This is a genomic window from Lysobacter sp. CCNWLW3 (genome assembly GCF_036697405.1).
Lineage (GTDB): Bacteria > Pseudomonadota > Gammaproteobacteria > Xanthomonadales > Xanthomonadaceae > Lysobacter.
Map to the genome: position 1 here is coordinate 31,447 of NZ_JBAHWA010000007.1, position 18,925 is coordinate 50,371.

The 18,925-nt window shown below is 69.3% G+C and carries 19 protein-coding genes; 16 read left to right on the plus strand and 3 right to left on the minus strand.

What is annotated here, in order from left to right; genetic code table 11:
• Positions 1 to 66 precede the first annotated feature (66 nt).
• The 13 genes from V1318_RS12850 to V1318_RS12910 all read left to right on the plus strand — a co-directional run bounded on the left by V1318_RS12850 (position 67) and on the right by V1318_RS12910 (position 14,239).
• Positions 67 to 1,224 (plus strand): isovaleryl-CoA dehydrogenase, encoded by a 1,158-nt coding sequence (locus V1318_RS12850; RefSeq protein WP_332940081.1) that lies wholly within the window; start codon positions 67 to 69, stop codon positions 1,222 to 1,224.
• A 727-nt stretch (positions 1,225 to 1,951) separates the two neighbouring features.
• Positions 1,952 to 3,127, plus strand: coding sequence for an acetyl-CoA C-acyltransferase (locus V1318_RS12855; protein ID WP_332940082.1), 1,176 nt, complete (start codon positions 1,952 to 1,954; stop codon positions 3,125 to 3,127).
• Between the two features lie 122 nt (positions 3,128 to 3,249).
• A complete protein-coding gene (locus tag V1318_RS12860; RefSeq protein WP_091634888.1) occupies positions 3,250 to 3,618 on the plus strand; it encodes a hypothetical protein in 369 nt (122 codons plus the stop codon).
• Between the two features lie 200 nt (positions 3,619 to 3,818).
• A complete protein-coding gene (locus V1318_RS12865; protein ID WP_332940083.1) occupies positions 3,819 to 4,214 on the plus strand; it encodes a hypothetical protein in 396 nt (131 codons plus the stop codon).
• A gap of 177 nt (positions 4,215 to 4,391) precedes the next feature.
• Positions 4,392 to 6,002 carry a carboxyl transferase domain-containing protein gene (locus V1318_RS12870; protein WP_332940084.1) on the plus strand — a complete coding sequence of 537 codons (1,611 nt, stop codon included), beginning with the start codon at positions 4,392 to 4,394 and terminating at the stop codon, positions 6,000 to 6,002.
• A gap of 228 nt (positions 6,003 to 6,230) precedes the next feature.
• Complete coding sequence (locus V1318_RS12875) at positions 6,231 to 7,922, plus strand: molecular chaperone HscC (protein WP_332940278.1); 1,692 nt, start codon at positions 6,231 to 6,233, stop codon at positions 7,920 to 7,922.
• Entirely contained in the window at positions 7,919 to 9,199 is a 1,281-nt protein-coding gene (locus V1318_RS12880; RefSeq protein WP_332940085.1) for a J domain-containing protein, read from the plus strand. Before V1318_RS12875 ends, V1318_RS12880 begins: the two co-directional genes overlap by 4 nt.
• Before the next feature lie 7 nt (positions 9,200 to 9,206).
• Positions 9,207 to 9,959, plus strand: a complete 753-nt coding sequence (locus tag V1318_RS12885; RefSeq protein ID WP_332940086.1) for a J domain-containing protein — start codon at positions 9,207 to 9,209, stop codon at positions 9,957 to 9,959.
• Complete coding sequence (locus tag V1318_RS12890; protein WP_332940087.1) at positions 9,959 to 11,446, plus strand: J domain-containing protein; 1,488 nt, start codon at positions 9,959 to 9,961, stop codon at positions 11,444 to 11,446. The genes V1318_RS12885 and V1318_RS12890 overlap by 1 nt, the downstream gene beginning before the upstream one ends.
• Before the next feature lie 339 nt (positions 11,447 to 11,785).
• Positions 11,786 to 12,376, plus strand: a complete 591-nt coding sequence (locus V1318_RS12895) for a polymer-forming cytoskeletal protein (RefSeq protein WP_332940088.1) — start codon at positions 11,786 to 11,788, stop codon at positions 12,374 to 12,376.
• Positions 12,373 to 12,735 (plus strand): hypothetical protein, encoded by a 363-nt coding sequence (locus V1318_RS12900; RefSeq protein ID WP_332940089.1) that lies wholly within the window; start codon positions 12,373 to 12,375, stop codon positions 12,733 to 12,735. The genes V1318_RS12895 and V1318_RS12900 overlap by 4 nt, the downstream gene beginning before the upstream one ends.
• 165 nt (positions 12,736 to 12,900) lie before the next feature.
• Positions 12,901 to 13,098: a hypothetical protein gene (locus tag V1318_RS12905; protein WP_332940090.1), complete on the plus strand. Its 198-nt coding sequence runs from the start codon at positions 12,901 to 12,903 to the stop codon at positions 13,096 to 13,098.
• Positions 13,085 to 14,239, plus strand: a complete 1,155-nt coding sequence (locus V1318_RS12910; protein ID WP_332940091.1) for an AAA family ATPase — start codon at positions 13,085 to 13,087, stop codon at positions 14,237 to 14,239. Before V1318_RS12905 ends, V1318_RS12910 begins: the two co-directional genes overlap by 14 nt.
• A 390-nt stretch (positions 14,240 to 14,629) precedes the next feature.
• On the opposite strand, the gene V1318_RS12915 is transcribed toward V1318_RS12910, so the two are convergent.
• The 3 genes from V1318_RS12915 to V1318_RS12925 are packed head-to-tail and all read right to left on the minus strand — an operon-like array spanning position 14,630 to position 17,018.
• Complete coding sequence (locus V1318_RS12915; RefSeq protein ID WP_332940092.1) at positions 14,630 to 14,872, minus strand: DUF6587 family protein; 243 nt, start codon at positions 14,870 to 14,872, stop codon at positions 14,630 to 14,632.
• A gap of 2 nt (positions 14,873 to 14,874) precedes the next feature.
• Complete coding sequence (locus V1318_RS12920) at positions 14,875 to 16,749, minus strand: ferrous iron transporter B (protein ID WP_332940279.1); 1,875 nt, start codon at positions 16,747 to 16,749, stop codon at positions 14,875 to 14,877.
• 14 nt (positions 16,750 to 16,763) lie between these two features.
• Positions 16,764 to 17,018: a FeoA family protein gene (locus tag V1318_RS12925; RefSeq protein ID WP_332940093.1), complete on the minus strand. Its 255-nt coding sequence runs from the start codon at positions 17,016 to 17,018 to the stop codon at positions 16,764 to 16,766.
• Positions 17,019 to 17,164: 146 nt separating this feature from the next.
• Here V1318_RS12925 and V1318_RS12930 point away from each other — a divergent pair, with 146 nt between their 5' ends.
• The 3 genes from V1318_RS12930 (at position 17,165) to V1318_RS12940 (ending at position 18,881) form a co-directional block, all read left to right on the plus strand.
• Complete coding sequence (locus V1318_RS12930) at positions 17,165 to 17,947, plus strand: enoyl-CoA hydratase-related protein (protein ID WP_332940094.1); 783 nt, start codon at positions 17,165 to 17,167, stop codon at positions 17,945 to 17,947.
• 49 nt (positions 17,948 to 17,996) lie between these two features.
• Positions 17,997 to 18,383 carry a VOC family protein gene (locus V1318_RS12935; RefSeq protein WP_332940095.1) on the plus strand — a complete coding sequence of 129 codons (387 nt, stop codon included), beginning with the start codon at positions 17,997 to 17,999 and terminating at the stop codon, positions 18,381 to 18,383.
• Positions 18,384 to 18,497: 114 nt separating this feature from the next.
• The gene (locus V1318_RS12940) at positions 18,498 to 18,881 is read left to right on the plus strand and encodes a VOC family protein (RefSeq protein ID WP_332940096.1); all 384 of its coding nucleotides are present in this window, start codon (positions 18,498 to 18,500) and stop codon (positions 18,879 to 18,881) included.
• Positions 18,882 to 18,925: the final 44 nt, after the last annotated feature.

Consider the following 18,925-nt stretch of genomic DNA (forward strand, 5'->3'; position numbering starts at 1 on the left):
GCCCCGTCGCTGTTTGGGCGCTATCCACACATTTTGTGCAACCAGATCAGATCGACAGGAGTCCCGATGCGTCCGTTCCCCCTGGGTGAAGAGATCGATGCGCTGCGCGAGGCCGTGCGCCGCTTCGCCGAAACCGAAATCGCGCCGCGCGCCGCGCAGATCGACCACGACAACGCCTTCCCGCAGGACCTGTGGCCCAAGCTGGGCGAGATGGGCTTGCTGGGCATGACCGTGCCGGGCGAGTACGGCGGCAGCGAGATGGGCTACCTGGCCCACCTGGTGGCGATGGAAGAGATTTCGCGCGCGTCCGGTTCGGTCGGCCTGTCCTACGGCGCGCACTCCAACCTGTGCGTGTCCAACCTGTACGCCAACGCCAACGAGGCCCAGCGCCGCAAGTACCTGCCCAAGCTGTGCACGGGCGAGTGGAAGGGCGCGCTGGCGATGAGCGAGCCGGGCGCGGGCTCCGACGTGGTCGGCTCGATGAGCTGCCGCGCCGAGCTCAAGGGCGAGGTCTGGGTGGCCAACGGCAACAAGATGTGGATCACCAACGGCCCCGAGGCCGACGTGCTGATCGTCTACATGCGCACCGCCGGCAAGGACAGCGGCAGCCGCTGCATGACCGCCTTCATCGTCGAGAAGGGCATGCCGGGCTTCAGCACCGCGCAGAAGCTGGACAAGCTGGGCATGCGCGGTTCCAACACCTGCGAGCTGGTGTTCGAGAACTGCGAGATTCCGGCCGAGAACGTGCTGGGCGAGGTCAACCAGGGCGTCAAGGTGCTGATGAGCGGCTTGAACACCGAGCGCCTGGTGCTCAGCGGCGGCCCGCTGGGCCTGATGCAGGCGGCGATGGACAGCGCCCTGCCCTACGTGCGCGAGCGCAGGCAGTTCGACGCGGCGATCGGCACCTTCGGCCTGATGCAGGGCAAGATCGCCGACATGTACACCGCGCTGCAGTCCAGCCGCGCCTTCGCCTACCAGGTGGCGCGCGATTACGACGCCGGCCACAAGAGCCGCGTGGATGCGGCCTCGTGCCTGCTGCACGCGTCCGACAGCGCGGTGCAGGTGGCGCTGGAAGCGATCCAGACCCTGGGCGGCAACGGCTACATCAACGAGTACCCGACCGGCCGCATCCTGCGCGACGCCAAGCTCTATGCGATCGGCGCGGGCACCAACGAAATCCGGCGCATGCTGATCGGGCGCGAGTTGTTCGACGGCAAGTCGTGAGGTAGAGCGCCCCCGCTTCGGGGTGCCGGGGTGGGCGTGGGTTGTGGTGGCCGCGGCGGTGCGATTTGCTCGCCGCGGCTTTGATGCACTGGGCTGCCTGCTTTCTGGGGGACCCGGTCTCTGTGGAAGCGGCCTCCCACAGACATTTCCTTCGGTCATAGGCCGCGATCGCGCACAGCGTCGGAATCGCGGCGCCAACCACACCTGAGCAATCGCGGCTTACGCCGCTCCCACAGGAAGCTGGGGGCGCAGAGTTGCGCCGGTGTGTGGGGTCTCGCGGTCGCGGCTTGCGCCGCTCCCACAGGGAACGGGTGCGAAGGGCGCTTGGCTTTGGGGTAGGAGCGGCGTGAGCCGCGACCTGATCTCCGAACTCGCGTAGTCATCGAGGTAACGCGGCCGCGGCTTGCGCCGCTCCTACCCCGAGACTTCGGGACAGCCCGGCGGGTACCTGGTCGCCGTCCCACGGCCGGCGCATTGAGCGCAGTTACCTTCGTGGGCGTTTCGTTGGCGTACACCAAGCTGAGCGGGATTGCGAAGGTTTCGTTAGTTCGCTCTCAGCGGTCCCTGCGACGCAATCCACAGTTTCGATGCCTCGCCCAGCCCGTCCCGGACAGGACTTCGACCCACCCGAACCGGGCCCTTTCCGGCATTTGCGGCAGTGCAGCATCGGGTCGCATAATCGGAAAGTTCCGGCCCCTGCGCCGGCCGCACTATTCCGGAGTCCGCCATGAGCGACATCGTCATCGTCGGTGCCAAGCGCACCGCCATCGGTTCCTTCCTCGGCCAATTCACCGGCGTCCCGACCCCGACCCTGGGCAGCGCCGCGATCTCGGCCGCGCTAGAGCAGGCCGGCGTCGCCGCCGACCAGGTCGACGAGGTGATCATGGGCTGCGTGCTGCCCGCCGGCCTCGGCCAGGCGCCGGCGCGCCAGGCCGCGCTGGGCGCGGGCCTGCCGACCGCGGCGGGCTGCACCACCATCAACAAGGTCTGCGGTTCGGGCATGAAGGCGATCATGCTGGGCCACGACCTGATCAAGGCCGGCTCGGCCAAGGTGGTGGTCGCCGGCGGCATGGAGTCGATGACCAATGCCCCGCACCTGCTCAACAATTCGCGTACCGGCATCCGCTACGGCAGCACCGAGATGCTCGACCACATGGCCTGGGACGGTCTGACCAACCCCTACGACGGCAAGGCCATGGGCGTGTTCGGCGACGCCACCTGCGCCCAGTACGGCTACGACCGCGCTGCGATCGACGCCTATTCCGAGGAAAGCGTCAAGCGCGCCCAGGCCGCGATCGCCAACGGCGCCTTCAAGGACGAGATCGTCGCGGTCACGGTCAAGGGCCGCAAGGGCGATGTCGTGGTGGACAGCGACGAAGAGCCGGGCAAGATCGACGTCAGCAAGATCCCGGGCCTGCGCCCGGCGTTCGGCAAGGACGGCGTGCTCACCGCCGCGGCGTCTTCTAAGATTTCCGACGGCGCCGCCGCCGCGGTGCTGATGTCGGCCGACGAGGCCGCCGCGCGCGGGCTCCAGCCGCTGGCGCGCATCGTCGCCCACACCGGCCATGCCCAGGCCCCGGAATGGTTCACCACCGCGCCGGTGAAAGCGATTTCAAACGTGCTCGAGAAGGCCGGCTGGACGGTCGCCGACGTCGACCTGTTCGAGGTCAACGAGGCGTTTTCGGTGGTCGCCATGGCCCCGATGAAGGACCTGGGCATCCCCCACGAGAAGCTCAACGTCAACGGCGGCGCGGTCGCCCTGGGCCACCCGATCGGCGCCAGCGGCGCGCGCCTGGTGGTCACCCTGCTGAACGCCCTGCGCGCCCGCGGCGGCAAGCGCGGCGTGGCCTCGCTGTGCATCGGCGGCGGCGAAGCGACCGCCATTGCGGTCGAGCTCCCGTAAAAAGTTAAAAACGCGTTGTGCAAAAAAAACCGGCCAGCCGCTTGACACGCGTCACTGGCTTGTCATCATGTTATCGGCGCGCAACTGCGCGTTGCCTAACTAATCGACGAGGAAACCGAACCATGACTTTCAACAAGGCGCTGCTCGCCCTGGCTCTGGGCCTGGCCCTGGCCGCTTGCTCGAACCAGAAGCAGGCTGATGACGCTGCTGCTGATGCCGCCGCTGCTTCGACCGAAGCCCAGGCCACCGCCGACGCCGCCGCCGCTACCGGCGACGCCGCCGCTGCCGACGCTGCTCAGGCTGCTGCCGACACGGCCGCTACCGCTGCCGACGCCGCTGCCACCTCGGCCGACGCGACCGCCGCTGCCGCTACCCCGGCCGCTGCTGACGCCGCTGCCGACGCTGCTGGCAAGGCCGCTGACGCTGCCGCCGACGCCGCTTCGGCCGCCACCCAGGCGACCGACGCTGCCAAGGAAGAGCCGAAGAAGTAATACCCTCCTCGGTTCGCTAGAACCGATCGGGTACGCAAGTCAGGAAGAGCCGCCGGTTTACCGGCGGCTTTTCCGTAGCTGATGTAGTGGTCAGTGAACGATAGAACCGGCCAGTCCGGGTCGCTGCGCGCACTGGCGTTGCCTGATGTTCGTCCGCGCTTACATAGATAATCCTTCAGACAACTCCTCCGGAGACAACCATGAACACCAAGCTCCACGTCCTCCTCGCCGCCGCCGTCCTGGCTCTGTCGGCTTGCACCAACAACACCGACGCTGCGAAGGACGAGGCCGCTCAGGCCGCGACCGCCGCCGAGCAGGCTGGCGACGCCGCCGCCCAGGCCGCTGACGCCGCCGGCACCGCCGTCGCCGAAGGCGCCGACGCCGCCGCTGCCGCCACCGGCGAAGCCGCCGCTGAAGCCGGCGCTGCCGTGGACAAGGCTGCCGACGCCGCTGGCGCCGCTGCCTCCGACGCCGCTGCCGGCGCCGCTGCCGCGACCGCCGACGCCGCTGCTGCGACCGCCGACGCCGCTCAGAAGGTCGCCGACAAGGCCGACGCTGCTGCGACCGAAGCCAAGAAGGAAGAAGCGAAGAAGTAATTCGCTTCGCTCCTGCGAAATACGGAGAGGCCCGCGCAAGCGGGCCTTTCTTTTGGTGCCTTGCGTGCGCAGCGCCCTGCCCTGACGCCCCGCGACCGGGACGGTTCTGCGAAAGCGTCATTGGCCGGCGCCGGCTCTTTGTGGTTTGATGCCGCGTCTTTCGAACAGCCCGCCTCGATGCCCGCGATCACCTCCCAGCTCGACCCGCGCTCGCAGGATTTCCGCGACAACGCGGCCTATCACCAGGCCCTGGTCGAAGAGCTCGACGCCCGTCTCGCCCGCGCCGCCCACGGCGGCGGCGACAAGGCCCGCGACAAGCACACCGAGCGCGGCAAGCTGCTCGCGCGCGATCGCATCGCCGCGCTGCTGGATCCGGGCTCGCCGTTCCTGGAAATCGCGCCGCTGGCCGCCGAGGGCATGTACGAAGGCGCCGCGCCGGCCGCCGGCATGGTCGCCGGCATCGGCCGCGTGCAGGGCCAGGAAGTGGTGATCGTGGCCAACGACGCCACCGTCAAGGGCGGCACCTACTTCCCGATGACGGTGAAGAAGCATCTGCGCGCGCAGGAAGTGGCGCGCGAGAACCGCCTGCCCTGCATCTACCTGGTCGACTCCGGCGGCGCCTTCCTGCCGCTGCAGGACGAGGTGTTTCCGGACAAGGAGCACTTCGGCCGCATCTTCTACAACCAGGCCCGGTTGAGCGCGGAGAACATCCCGCAGATCGCCGTGGTCATGGGCAGCTGCACCGCCGGCGGCGCCTACGTGCCGGCGATGTGCGACGAGTCGATCATCGTCAAGGAACAGGGCACGATCTTTCTGGGCGGCCCGCCGCTGGTGAAGGCCGCGACCGGCGAGGTCGTCGACGCCGAGGCCCTGGGCGGCGCCGAGGTCCACACCAGCGTGTCCGGCGTGGCCGACCACTTCGCCCAGGACGACCGCCACGCGCTGCAGATCGCGCGCGAGATCGTCGGCAACCTCAACCGCCGCAAGACCCTGCCGGTGGCCGTGCAGGCCGCGCGCGAGCCGCTGTACGCGGCGCAGGAGCTGTACGGCATCGTGCCCAAGGACACCCGCCGCCCGTTCGACATCCGCGAGGTGATCGCGCGCATCGTCGACGGCAGCGACCTGCACGAGTTCAAGGCGCGCTACGCCAAGACCCTGGTGACCGGCTTCGCCCATGTCCACGGCTACCCGGTCGGGATCGTCGCCAACAACGGCATCCTGTTCGCCGAGAGCGCGCTCAAGGGCGCGCATTTCATCGAGCTGTGCAACCAGCGCGGCATCCCGCTGGTGTTCTTGCAGAACATCACCGGGTTCATGGTCGGCAAGAAATACGAGAACGCGGGCATCGCCAAGGACGGGGCCAAGATGGTCACCGCCGTGGCCTGCTCGCACGTGCCCAAGTTCACCGTGGTGATCGGCGGCAGCTTCGGCGCCGGCAACTACGCCATGTGCGGCCGCGCCTACGGGGCGCGCTTCCTGTGGATGTGGCCGAACGCGCGCATCAGCGTGATGGGCGGCGAACAGGCCGCCTCGGTGCTGGCCACGGTGCGCCGCGACGGCATCGAGGCCGCCGGCAAGGTGTGGACGGCGGACGAGGAAGAGAGCTTCAAGGCGCCGATCCGCGAGCAGTACGAATCGCAGGGCAACCCCTACTACGCCACCGCGCGCCTGTGGGACGACGGCATCATCGACCCGGCCGATACCCGGCGCGTGCTCGGCCTGGGCCTGTCGGCCAGCCTCAATGCGCCGATCGAGGAGCGCACGCGCTTCGGCGTGTTCCGGATGTAAGCCGGTGGGGCGGAGCCCGGCGCCGCGTGCGCGCCGCCGCCGATGGCGGCTAACCGCCTTGCCGCAATATCGCCCGCTCCTGCCCGCGCGCGCGGCTGAGCCGGCCCGCGGCAGGGTATCTTGCCGATCTGCGCGCAGCATGCGCGCCGCCGCGGGCGCTTGCGGCCGGCGGACGCGATGCAGGCGCGCGGCACGACCCCGACCCACCCTCTGCGCGTAGCCCTGACCATGATCGTCGGCATCGACCTCGGCACCACCCATTCCCTGATCGGCAGCTACGGCCCGGACGGCCCGCAGCTGATCCCCAACGCCCTGGGCGAACTGCTGACGCCGTCGGTGGTCAGCGTCGACGACGACGGCGCCATCATCGTCGGCCGCGCCGCCCAGGAGCGCATGGTCTCGCACCCGCAGCGCAGCGTCGGCGCGTTCAAGCGCTGGATGGGCACCGACCGCCGCACCGCGCTGGGCAAGCACGTCTTCCGGCCCGAGGAACTGTCGGCGCTGATCCTCAAATCCCTGCTCGCCGATGCGCAGGCCCAGTTGGACCGCAAGATCGAGGAGGCGGTGATCAGCGTGCCGGCCTATTTCTCCGACAGCCAGCGCAAGGCCACGCGCATCGCCGGCGAACTGGCCGGGATCCGGGTCGAGCGCCTGATCAACGAACCCACCGCCGCCGCGCTGGCCTACGGCCTGCAGCAGCGCAGCGAGGGCCGCTACCTGGTGTTCGACCTGGGCGGCGGCACCTTCGACGTGTCGATCCTGGAGATGTACGACGGGGTGATGGAGGTCCACGCCAGCGCCGGCGACAACTTCCTCGGCGGCGAGGACTTCTCGCGCTGCATGCGCGATGCTTTCCTGCGCGATCACCAGCTGAGCCTGGAGGCGCTGTCGCTGGCCGAGCTGGCGCAGCTGGAGCGCCGCCTGGAACTGGCCAAGCGCGAACTCGCGCACGGCCACGAAGCGCAGGTCGAGCTGGCCCTGCTGGGCCAGCCGCGGCGCTGGCACATGGACGAACACGCCTTCGCCCAGCTCTGCGACCCGCTGGTGCAGCGCCTGCGCGCGCCGTTGGAACGCGCCATGCGCGACGCCAAGCTGAGTCCGGACCAGCTCGACGAGATCGTGCTGGTCGGCGGCGCCTCGCGCATGCCGCTGGCCGCGCGCCTGGTCTCGCGCATGTTCGGGCGCCTGCCTCTGCGTCACGTCAATCCGGACGAGGCGATCGCGCTGGGCGCCTGCGTGGCCGCCGGCATGAAGGCGCGCGACGAGTCGCTGGAGGAGATCATCCTCACCGACGTCTGCCCGCACACCCTGGGCGTGAACACTTCCGAGGAAACCGGCAACGGCCAGCTCGCCAACGGCATCTTCTCGCCGATCATCCACCGCAACAGCACCGTGCCGGTGAGCCGGGTCGAACGCTATTACCCCTTGCGCGACGGCCAGCGCCAGGTCGAGTTCGAGATCTACCAGGGCGAGAGCCCGCGGGTGGAAAACAACGTGCGCCTGGGCAGCATCGCGATCGACCTGCCGCCCAAACGCCGCAACGAAAACCCGGTCGACATCCGCTTCACCTACGACATCAACGGCCTGCTCCAGGTCGAGGCCACCGCGCTGTCCACCGGCCTGACCCACGAAGTGGTGCTGGAGAAGAATCCCGGCGTGCTCGGCCCCGAGGAGATCCGCGCGCGCCTGGCGGTGCTGAGCGCGCTCAAGGTGCACCCGCGCGACCAGCAGGAGAACATCGCCCTGATCGCGCGCGCCGAGCGCCTGTACGAGGAACTGCTGTGGGCGCGCGATCAGCTGCAGTCGGTGCTGGTGCAGTTCCGCGGCGTGCTCGACGGCCAGGACGTGCGCGTCATCTCCGAACATCGCGGCCAACTCAGCCAGTTCCTGGACCAGATCGAGGCCCAGGGCCACGCATGAATCCGTACGCCATTCTCGGCCTGGATGACGGCGCAGACGAGCGCGCCATCCGGCGCGCGTATGCCCAAGCCCTGCGCGGCGCCCGACCGGACGAAGACCCCGAAGCGTTCCAACGCCTCAACGAGGCCTATCGTGCGGCGCTGGAACTGGCGCAGCGGGCCGCCGTCCGCCCGACGACCTCGATGCCGGTCGGCGAAAGGCGCCAGCTCTGGAGCAGCGGCCAGATCACGCTGTCCGCCGAACCCACGAGCCAGGCCGCTGCCGCCCCCGTTGCGGCAGCCGTGGAAACGGTGTCGATCCCGCAATTGGCCCGCACGATCGTCGAAACGGCCGGGGCCGAATCCGCGCCCGCCCTGCGGTTATGGCTGCAAGCCTGCGAGCCCCTGTACTCGCTGGACCGAAAATCCAATGTGGCCTACAGACTGGTACAGGAACTGCACCGGCAGCCGCCGATGCCGGCGGACACGCTGGAAGTCCTGAAGGACTTCTTCGACCTGGGAACGATCGGCGCCCATCCCAGTTCGGTGCAGGCCGCATTCCAGTCCTTGTGGCTGGCGTCGCAGTTCGACTACGAGGCCTTCCTCGCCCAGCTCAAGCGGCGCAGCCGGGCATCCGTCCGCGAGCTCAACCACTGGCTGCAATCGCAACATCCCTTGAACGACGCGAGCTTGCGTCAGGACATCGCGGTGCGCTTGCACGGCTGGCTGATGGACCAGCACGCGTTCCATATGGATTCGCCCGGCTTCGACCTGCTGGCCAGATTCTTCGCCTTTCCGGACGCCCAACTCCTGAGCGACCGCAACTTCGTGCGCATGGTGATCGCCACCGAGAACACGGACTACATGAACGTGCGAACGCCGACGGCGATCAGGCAGTTGAAGCGCAGGTTCGACCCCATGCAGGCGATCCTGATGGCGATCATCCCCGGCATGCCCACGCACATCGCGCGGGTCGCCGAACGCTTGGCGCAGCGCTATCGAGGCGTCCCGGACGCCCTGAACTTCCGTCAGCACCAATTCTTCATGGAGCTGACCCGCAGCAGTCCATGGAATCCGATGCGCTGGGCGGTGGTCGCGCTGCGAACGGCCGCCACCTTCGTGACGTGGCTGGTGGTGAGCTGGTTCGAGCATCGGCAACTCGCGCCCGGCGCCAGCGCGCTGGTCGCGGGCGTCGTCGGCCTGCTCAGCGCGATGGCGATCTTCATCGGCGCCTACGGACGCGGACGCGCGCCGCAATACACGGCTGCCGCGCCTAGCGCTTCGCCCCCCGAAGCATAGCCGGCACATGTCGGACGACCCGTTCCAGACTCTGGGCCTGAGCCGCGACGCCGACGAGCGTGCGATCAAGCATGCGTACGCGCAGCGCCTGCGCGCGACGCGCCCGGACGAGGATCCGATCGGTTTCCAGGAACTCAACGACGCCTATCGGTCCTGCCTGGAGTACGCCGCTTGGCGCGACAGCGGCGGCGCGGCGCGCCCCGACGACGACGCGGACCCGTTGGAAGCCGGCGACGGAGACGGCGACCGCCCAGCCGTCGCGATCCGGGTCAGCGCCGAGGCCCTGGCGGCCGCCATCGCCCTGGATCGCCGGCTGGCCGACGGCAGCGACTTCGATTGCGACGCCTTCATCGCCGGGCTGTTGCGAACCTCCAGCACCGGCAGCGGCACCGATATCCACCGTTGGCTGCAAGCGCACCCGGCCTTCTACGTCGTGGGCGCGCGCGAAGCGCTGGCGCCGCGCGTGCTGTCGGGCTTGCTCGAGGCGTCCGATCTGCCGCCGCGGCACCTGGCCGCCCTGCTGCATTTCTTCGGTTTGAACGAGATGCACGAAGGACGCGAGGGGCTGCTGCCGCGAATCGCCGAACTGCGGCGACGCGCGCAGCTCACGCCGGCGCACATCGCCGCGGCCAAGGCGTTGTTCGACCCGCCCAAGCCCGACGCTGACGACGAAGGCGTCGGCCTACCGCCGTTCTGGACGATCTGGGCCGGCATCGTGCTGATCGTCGGCCTGGTCCGCTGCGGTGCGGCGCTGACCTGATGCGCGAATGCTTCGCCCTGCTCGGCCTGCCGCGCGACGCCGACGAACGCGCGATCAAGCGCGCCTACGCGCAACGCCTACGCGCGACCCGACCGGACGAGGATCCGGCCGGGTTCCAGCGTCTCAACGAGGCGTACCGGCGCTGCCTGGAGCTGGCGACACAACGCGCTGCCAGGTCGCGGGCATCGGACGAGCGCGACCGGGCCGAGGATGAGGACGAAGCGCCCGCACCGCCGACACCGCCGCATCCCGATCCCGTGCCGGTCGGAACGGACCACGCCCCGGCCGCGGCCATCGATGAGGCCCCACGCTACGTGCGCGTCAGCTTCGATGCGCAGGCCTTCATCGACGAGCTGCTCGCGCGCATGCATGCCGAGCCGGCGGACGCGCTGGACGCGTGGTTGCGCAGCCAGGAACCGCTGTATTCGCTGGAACTCAAGCACGCGCTGCACGTGCGCGTCGCCGCGGCGCTGACCGAGGCGGAGCCGGTGCCGCCGTCGTCGCAATTGCGCGCAGTGATGCGGTTCTTCGACCTGGAAGGGGTTTCGGCCGACGGCGATTGGCTGCGTCGCAGCCTGCACGACACCCTGCGTCGGGCCGACGAGGCAGACGCGCTCGATCGCGAGATCGCACGCCTGCGCTCACCGCGGCAGAGAGCCGTCGATCGTTTGCTGATCGCCGAATTGCTGGGCCCCTTGAGTTTCCTGCGGCGCTGGTTCCTGTTGCTGGTGCCGCTGCTGCCGTCGCGCCTGCTCAAACTGATGCTGACGCTGGAGCACGACTATCCCTCCGCCGTTCACGCTCGCCTGGACCTCAGCGCGCGACTGTACTGGCGACTGATCACCGACCGCAGCCGCCTGGAGCCGCGTCGGCTGGCCATCGGCATGATCCGGGTGCCGCTGTACTACGCCGGCATGGCCGGCTTCGTGGCCGCGCTGAGCGCAAGCACGGCCCCGTTCGAAGGCATGGCGCTCAACTGCGCCGCGCTGATGGTTCTGCTGCTGGCCTGGATGCTGCTATCCACGCTCGCGCCACGCGCGAAGCGCTACCTGGAACGACGATACGGCTGGGACGCCAAACTGCAAACGGCGGCCGCCTGTTTTCTGATCGGCCTGATCGCCAGCCCGTGGTGGACGGTCGCGGCGCTGGTGCTGATGGTGGTCGTGGGCCTGTCTTGGTCGATTCCGCGCACCGGGTTGACGCACATGGCCTCGTTCCTTGCCATGGCCAGCGGTGCGTTCGCCGCGTACTTGACCGGCATGGCGCTGCAAGGCGGTAGCGATCCTTCCACCCTGGTGTTGGTGACGACTGCCGCCTACGCGGGCGCCTTGCCCGTGCTGCACGACCTGCTCTACGCGCGCATAAAACGCCGGTCGCTGTCGGAAGCGCGCACGGGCACCGGCTGGCTGTGGTGGGTGCTGGCCTCGCACTTGGTGGCGGCGAGCGCATTCCCGATCTGGATCCGCTTGCTGCGCGGCGAAGTTTGAGCGCGACGCGGGACTAGCCGCTTGCCCGAATCGACAGTCTCGTGACAGCTTGAGTTGGGCGACGGGCGGCGGCGCCCCATTCATCGTCCTGAAAAATTTCTGAACCATTCTGGCCGGGTGCGCGGTGCAACTACGCGGTACGAACCGCGCAAATCCGCGTTGTCGTTGGCGGCATGCAAGCCGCGCCGAAACTGAATCCGCGACGCGGGTTTTCGCTGTGCGGATTGGTGAGGCGCATCACATCGGTCGCGTTGTATCAGCGTGTTAGGCTCCAAAGCTCAACCTCGCTGTTACCCGTTCTTCACCCGAACGTTCCCCCGAACCAGAGGAAGCCGCGTCATGGCCATTTTCAATCAACCCACCCCGCCCAAGCGCGAGACGCTTCCGCCGCTGCAGCCGGAGACGGCGCTCAAGCGCGAGCCGGACACGGCCAACGAGATCAGTTTCGGCCAGGCCTCGACGCCGGCGCCCGCGCCCTTCGCCAACGCCACGCCCGCTCCGTCCTATGCGGCCAAGCCGGCCGAACGCGAAGGCGGCAAGGAATCGCTGATCGCTTCGGACCTGTCGATCGAAGGCAAGATCCAGGGCTCCGGCCATATCCGCATCGCCGGCCGCTTCAAGGGCGATGTGAAGGTCGACGGCGACCTCACCATCGAAGTCGGCGCCAAGTTGAACGGCGGCGTGAGCGCGCGCAAAGTCGTGATCGCGGGCGAGCTGGAAGGCAACATCGAGTCGGCGCAACGCGTCGAACTGCTGGAGAGCGGCATGATGGTCGGCGACGTCAAGGCCAACGTGGTCATCGTCGCCGCCGGATCGCGCATGCGCGGCCAGGTGCAGTTCGGTTTCGAAGACAAGGACGGCAAGGCCGGCGCCGACAAGGGCGGCAAGTCCGACAACGGCGGCAAGGCGGAGAACGGCGCCGGCGCATGAACGCCGCACGCCCGGGCCTGCCGGGAGCGACGCGCACCTGTCCGCACTGCAAGACCACGATCCTCGACAGCGCCAACGTCTGCCCCGCCTGCAAGCACCATCTCAAGTTCGACCCGGACGCGCTGCAACACGCGGCGGCGAAGTTTTCGCCGCTGCATGTCGAAGGCACGATCCACGCGCCCGTCGAGGGCGCGTGGGAGTACACCATGCTGTTGTCGATCCGCGACGAGGACGGCAACGAGGTCACCCGCCAGGTGGTGGGCGTGGGCGCCATGTTTCCGGGCGAGCAACGCACGTTCACCCTGGCCGTCGAAGCCGTGGCCGCGACCGGCTACAAAGCGGTCAAGCGCAAGCGCTGATCCACCACCGCGATCACGCTTCCGCGCAGTCCCCGGGCGCGGCGTTTGTTGCGCCGCCGGGCGCGCGCTAGCATACGAATGCCACCTCGCCGACGTCCGCGCGCCACAACAGGCGCGGCCGACGCCGTGCGACGGAACGGATGCCCCCTACAAGGAGACGTAGTCATGAGCAAATCGCTGATCGACAAGATCGGGCGCGAGCGCGCGAACCAGCTGATGCAGGATGCGGTGGCCAAGGCGGCCGCCGAAACCGACGCGCTCGGCCTGCCTCATGTCGTGGAAATAGACGGAGTGTGGTGCAAGCAGTACCCGGACGGTCGGATCGAACCGATCGATGGGGAGGCTTCCCATGACCCCGTTTGATCGGCCGCAGATGACGGTGCTGGCCGGGCCGAACGGCTCCGGCAAGAGCACCGTGACCGACGCCCTGATGGACAGTCCGGCGTTCCCGGCCATCTACGTCAACGCCGACGACATCGCCAAATGGCTGCAGAAGCCCAGCGGCGACACCGAGCTCAAGCTGCGCACGCCGGCCGTCACCGAGGACGATCGCGCCGCCTACAAGCGCGACGCGCCGGGCATGGCCGCGGGCCTGATCGAGAGCGAACGCGCGCGCGGCGTCGAACTCAGCCCGGCCGGCGCCGAACGCAGGGTATTGGACGGTTACGCGGCCAACCTCGCCGATCGCGCCCGCGCGACCGCGGTGCAGGGCGACCAGCCGTTCGCGTTCGAAAGCGTGATGTCCACGCCGGGCAAGCTCGCCCTGTTCGACGAGGCGCGCAACAAGGGCTTCGATGTCGACCTGGTGTTCGTGACCACCGCCAGCGGAGAGATCAACAAGCAGCGCGTGCAGGATCGCGTCGCCAAGGGCGGGCATCCGGTCGACGTGGGCAAGATCGGCGAACGCTACGAGCGCGCGATGGACCTGCTGCCGCTGGCGGTGGAGAAATCCAAGACCGCGCAGATCTTCGACAACAGCAAGCACGGCGAGCTGCCGAAACTGGTGGCGGAGAAGCTGCCCGACGGCAGCATGCGCTACCCGCAGGGCGAGGAAACGCCGCGCTGGGTGAACGAGCGCCTGCGCATGCCGCTGGAGCAGCGCGAGAAGTCGCGCGCCGAGCTTGCGGCCACCGCCGACAAGATCAAGCCGGGCCTGTCGGACACGATGGTCGACGCCGACATCGGCCGCGGCCTGAGCTACAAGGGCCTGGTCGCCAAGACCACCGACCAGCACATCATGCAGTTCGTGCCCGGCCAAGGCGGAGGTCCGGGTGCGCTGGTGCTGCACGACCGCAGCGTGGCCCCGCCCGGCGACTACGCCGCCCTGCAGCGGCCCGAGCATCGCGGCACCCAGGTCGAGATCGGCTATGCCTTCGGCGTCGACGGCAAGCTGCCCCCGGGCACGCACGTGACCGCGCCGGCGCTGGCGCAAGGCCAGCAACAGGGCCAGATGCCGCCGCCCGGGCAGGAACCGCCGGCGCATGGGTTGCGCTCCAAGCTTTGAGGCCTCGCCTTGGCCGCACCAAGCAGAAGCCCCGCCATCGCGGGGCTTCTTTTTTGTTGGGAGCCGCGCTCGGCGCGGCTGCCTTCCCCCCTTTCAAACGCTTGTCTTCCCCCTTTGAAAAAGGGGGATCGAGGGGGATTTGCTTTGGCTGCGAGGAAGAGCAAATCCCCCCTAGCCCCCCTTTTTCAAAGGGGGGAACTGCTACTGCGCCACCTGCTTGTCTTCCCCCTTTGAAAAGGGGGATCGAGGGGGATTTGCCTTTGCTGGGAGGAAGAGCAAATCCCCTGCCCCCCTTTTTCAAGGGGGGAACTGGCTCAAAGGCAGAGTCGCTACAAAGGGGCGAAGGGCTGCAAGGGAGCCGTACTTCCAAGAGGCAACTGCCGCGACGATTCAGTCCGACGGCCCGCAGCTGTCGCAGCCGGCGCAGTTGGGGCCGGAGGCGCTGGGCGCCGGCGCGATCGCGCGGCCGAGGCGGCGCATCCAGTCGGGGCGGCCGTCGCGCACCAGCGGCAGGGCGCAGGCGATGCGCAGGCGGCGCACGCCGCCGGGGAACTGCTTCTTCGCGACCACCGCCGCGCTGGCGATCACCGCCAGCGCGATCACCACGTATTGCGCGAGCAGCCCGGCGTCCATGTTCAACCCGCGCCCAACGCGACCGCGACCTGGTAGGTCACGAACGAGGCCAGGTAGGCCAGCGCGAACAGATAGCCGGCGCTGATCGCGACCTGCTTCCAGGAGTTGGTCTCGCGCCGGATCGTGGCCAGGGTGGAGATGCACTGCGGCGCGTAGATGAACCACACCAGCAGCGACAGCGCGGTCGCCAGCGACCAGCCATGGCTGATGATCGGCGCCAGCGCCTGCGCCGCGGCCTCGTCGTCGGCGGCCGACAGCGCGTAGACCGTGGCCAGCGAGGACACCGCCACTTCGCGCGCGGCCAGGCCCGGGATCAGGGCGATGCAGATCTGCCAGTTGAAGCCGATCGGCGCGAACACCGCGGTCATGGCGTGGCCGATGCGGCCTGCCAGGCTGTAGTCGATCGCCGGCAGGGTCGCGTCGGCGGGCGCGCCCGGGAAGTTCAGCAGGAACCACAGCAGGATGGTCAGGGCCAGGATGATGCCGCCGACCCGGCGCAGGAAGATCCAGGCGCGCTCCCACAAGCCGATCAGCAGATCGCGCGGATGCGGCAGGCGGTAGGAGGGCAGTTCCAGCAGCAGGGCGTGCTCGCCCTTGTCGCGGCGCCACTTCTTCATCACCCACGACACCATCAGCGCGCTGAGGATGCCGGCCGCGTACAGCGCGAACAGCACCAGGCCCTGCAGGTTGAGCACGCCCAGCACCTGTTGCTGCGGGATGAAGGCGCCGATCAGCAGCGCGTACACCGGCAGTCGCGCCGAACAGGTCATCAGCGGCGCGACCAGGATGGTCGCCAGGCGATCGCGCGGGTCCTGGATGGAGCGCGTGGCCATGATGCCGGGGATGGCGCAGGCGAAGCTCGACAGCAGCGGAATGAAGGAGCGCCCGGACAGGCCGGCGCCGGCCATCATGCGGTCCAGCAGGAAGGCCGCGCGCGGCAGATAACCGGATTCTTCCAGCGCCAGGATGAAGGCGAACAGGATCAGGATCTGCGGCAGGAACACGATCACGCCGCCGAGGCCGGCGATGATGCCGTTTACCACCAGGCTCTTGAGCGGCCCTTCCGGCATGGCCGCGCCGACGCCGTCGCCGAGCAGGGCGGTGCCGGCCTCGATCAGGTCCATCAGCGGCGTGGCCCAGGCGTAGACCGCCTGGAAGATCAGGAACATCACCACCGCCAGCGACAGCAGGCCCAGCACCGGATGCAGCAGCCAGCGATCGAGCGTGTCGTCGATCTCGGCGGTGCGGCGCGGCATGCTCACCGCCAGCGCCAGCAGGCGTCGGGTCTCGGCGTGCAGGTCGTCGGGCTGCAGACCTTCGGTCGGATGCGCGTGCGGCGCATGCGCCAGGTCGGAGATCCGGTCCAGCATCGCCACCAGTTCGCGCGCGCCGTCGCGGCGCACCGCCACCGTGGGCACCACCGGCACGCCGAGCTCGCGCTCGAGCACGGCCAGGTCGACCTCGATGCCGCGGCGCTTGGCCGCGTCCATCATGTTGACCGCCAGCACCATCGGCCGGCCCAGTTCGCGCAGCTCCAGGGCGAAGCGCAGGTGCAGGCGCAGGTTGGTGGCGTCGACCACGCAGACCATCACGTCGGGCGCCGGCTCGCCGGGATAGAAGCCGCGGCAGAGGTCGCGGGTGACCGCTTCGTCCAGGCTGGCCGCGTGCAGGCTGTAGGCGCCGGGCAGGTCGAGCACGGCGTAGCTGCGGCCCGAGGGCGCATGCAGGCGGCCTTCCTTGCGCTCGACGGTGACGCCGGCGTAGTTGGCGACCTTCTGGCGGCTGCCGGTGAGCAGGTTGAACAAGGCGGTCTTGCCGCAATTCGGGCTGCCGACCAGGGCCACGCGCGGGATCCCGGGCGTGGCGGCGGTGGCCATGGTTGCGGCGTGACTCATGTGTCGCTCCCGCCAGCCTGGGGCTGGACCTGGACCCGCGCGGCCTCGCTGCGGCGCAGGGCGAAACGGGTGTAGCCGATCTGGATCAGCAGGGGCTCGGCCGACAACGGCCCGGCCGCCATCACCTCGACCCGTTCGCCCTTGACGAAACCCAGCTCGCGCAGACGCCGCGCGATCGCGTCGTTCGGGGCCTGGTCTTCGACAGACTCGACCGTGGCCGCGATACGGCGCGGCAATTCGGACAATTTCAAGGCTTCACCAATGGCCGCGGCGGGTGTCCGGTCGGACATCACAAATAGGAATTGTTCTCATTCTAGCATCGCCGGCCGTACCGGGGCGGATCGCCACGGGCGCCGGCTATCATTCGCCAGACTCCACACAGCAGCCCCCGCCCGCGATGAACCATCCGTTGCTGAGTTTGCGCGAGGGCCCGGTGGCCCGCCTGCGCCTGAACCGCCCCGCCCTGCACAACGCCTTCGACGCGGTCCTGATCGCGGCCCTGACCGGCGCCCTGGAGGCGGTGGCGAACGACGGCTCGGTGCGGGTGGTGGTGCTGGAAGGCGACGGCGCCTCGTTCTCGGCCGGCGCCGACCTCAACTGGATGCGCGGCATGGCCGCCGCCAGCGAGGCCGCCAACCGCGACGACGCCCTGGCCCTGGCGCGGCTGATGCGGACCCTGGACGAGCTGCCCAAGCCGACCGTGGCGCGCGTGCACGGCGCGGCCTTCGGCGGCGGCGTCGGCCTGGTGGCCTGCTGCGACATCGCCATCGGCGCGCCCGAGGCCAAGTTCGGCCTGACCGAGAGCAAGCTGGGCCTGCTGCCGGCGGTGATCTCGCCCTACGTGATCGAGGCGATAGGCGCGCGCCAGGCGCGGCGCTGGTTCGCGACGGCGGAAATCTTCGACGCCGACACCGCCCTGGCGATCGGCCTGCTGCACGCGGTGGTGCCGGCCGATCAGCTCGACGCGGCGGTGCAGCGCCAGATCGAGCTGCTGCTCAAGGCCGGCCCGGTCGCCGCGGCCCAGGCCAAGGCGCTGGTGCGCCGGGTCGCCGCGCACGGCGACCGCGACCGCCACGACGCCGACAACGCCGACCTGATCGCGCGCCTGCGGGTCTCGCCCGAGGGCCAGGAAGGCCTGGGCGCGTTCCTGGACAAGCGCAAACCGGCCTGGATCCCCTGAGCCGCCCGCCTACCGCCGCACCGTCCCAACCGCTACAAGGAGCCGTACCGTGATCGACCATATGGGTATCAACGTCGCCGACTACGCGCGCAGCCGCGCCTTCTACAGCCAGGTGCTGGCGACGCTGGGCTTTGCCGTGGTCATGGACGTGACCAAGGAGCAAAGCGGCGGATACGAAGGCTGCGGTTTCGGGCCGCCGCAGCAGCCCAAGTTCTGGGTCGGCACCGGTCCGGCCGCCGGCGGCGTGCATATCTGCTTCAGCGCCGGCTCGCGCGCCCAGGTCGACGCCTTCCACGCCGCGGCCCTGGCCCAGGGCGCGCGCGACAACGGAGCGCCGGGCATCCGCGCGCATTACCACCCGAACTACTACGGCGCCTACGCCTACGACCTGGACGGCAACAACATCGAGGCGGTCTGCCACCTGCCACCGGCTTGATTCACTGTTGTCACATAAACGGTGCGGGCCGCCCGCGCGCAGTTGACCGCGCGCGGCGTGGCCGCGTTCACTAGCGTCCCCACCGCGATCCGCACGGAGGCCGTAGGTAGCAGCATGCTGGACCATATCGACTTCGCGGTCTCCGACCTGGCGCGCAGCCGCGCGTTCTACACGCGCGTGCTGGCGCCGCTGGGGATGGCGCCGGTGCTGGAAATCGCGCGCGACGACGGCCGCGAAGGCACCGGCTACGGTCCGCCCGGGCGGCCGCTGTTCTGGATCGGCCGTGGCGACCGCCTGACCGGCCGCCTGCATGTGGCCTTCAGCGCCGACACGCGCGAACAGGTGGATGCCTTCCATCGCGCCGCGCTCGCCGCCGGCGCAGGCGACAACGGCGCGCCGGGCCTGCGGCCGCGCTACCACCCGCATTACTACGCCGCATTCGTGTTGGACCCGGACGGGCACAACATCGAAGCGGTCTGCCATCGGCCGCCGGCATGAACGGCCGGCCCCTCGCCTCGCCCATCCCTGACCGGGAAGGATAG

Bases quoted from the DNA above. Each gene is read 5' to 3' on its own strand.
- V1318_RS12850 (WP_332940081.1), top strand. From the start codon at position 67: ATGCGTCCGTTCCCCCTGGGTGAAGAGATCGATGCGCTGCGCGAGGCC.
- V1318_RS12855 (WP_332940082.1), top strand. From the start codon at position 1,952: ATGAGCGACATCGTCATCGTCGGTGCCAAGCGCACCGCCATCGGTTCC.
- V1318_RS12860 (WP_091634888.1), top strand. From the start codon at position 3,250: ATGACTTTCAACAAGGCGCTGCTCGCCCTGGCTCTGGGCCTGGCCCTG.
- V1318_RS12865 (WP_332940083.1), top strand. From the start codon at position 3,819: ATGAACACCAAGCTCCACGTCCTCCTCGCCGCCGCCGTCCTGGCTCTG.
- V1318_RS12870 (WP_332940084.1), top strand. From the start codon at position 4,392: ATGCCCGCGATCACCTCCCAGCTCGACCCGCGCTCGCAGGATTTCCGC.
- V1318_RS12875 (WP_332940278.1), top strand. From the start codon at position 6,231: ATGATCGTCGGCATCGACCTCGGCACCACCCATTCCCTGATCGGCAGC.
- V1318_RS12880 (WP_332940085.1), top strand. From the start codon at position 7,919: ATGAATCCGTACGCCATTCTCGGCCTGGATGACGGCGCAGACGAGCGC.
- V1318_RS12885 (WP_332940086.1), top strand. From the start codon at position 9,207: ATGTCGGACGACCCGTTCCAGACTCTGGGCCTGAGCCGCGACGCCGAC.
- V1318_RS12890 (WP_332940087.1), top strand. From the start codon at position 9,959: ATGCGCGAATGCTTCGCCCTGCTCGGCCTGCCGCGCGACGCCGACGAA.
- V1318_RS12895 (WP_332940088.1), top strand. From the start codon at position 11,786: ATGGCCATTTTCAATCAACCCACCCCGCCCAAGCGCGAGACGCTTCCG.
- V1318_RS12900 (WP_332940089.1), top strand. From the start codon at position 12,373: ATGAACGCCGCACGCCCGGGCCTGCCGGGAGCGACGCGCACCTGTCCG.
- V1318_RS12905 (WP_332940090.1), top strand. From the start codon at position 12,901: ATGAGCAAATCGCTGATCGACAAGATCGGGCGCGAGCGCGCGAACCAG.
- V1318_RS12910 (WP_332940091.1), top strand. From the start codon at position 13,085: ATGACCCCGTTTGATCGGCCGCAGATGACGGTGCTGGCCGGGCCGAAC.
- V1318_RS12915 (WP_332940092.1), bottom strand. From the start codon at position 14,872: ATGGACGCCGGGCTGCTCGCGCAATACGTGGTGATCGCGCTGGCGGTG.
- V1318_RS12920 (WP_332940279.1), bottom strand. From the start codon at position 16,749: ATGGCCACCGCCGCCACGCCCGGGATCCCGCGCGTGGCCCTGGTCGGC.
- V1318_RS12930 (WP_332940094.1), top strand. From the start codon at position 17,165: ATGAACCATCCGTTGCTGAGTTTGCGCGAGGGCCCGGTGGCCCGCCTG.
- V1318_RS12940 (WP_332940096.1), top strand. From the start codon at position 18,498: ATGCTGGACCATATCGACTTCGCGGTCTCCGACCTGGCGCGCAGCCGC.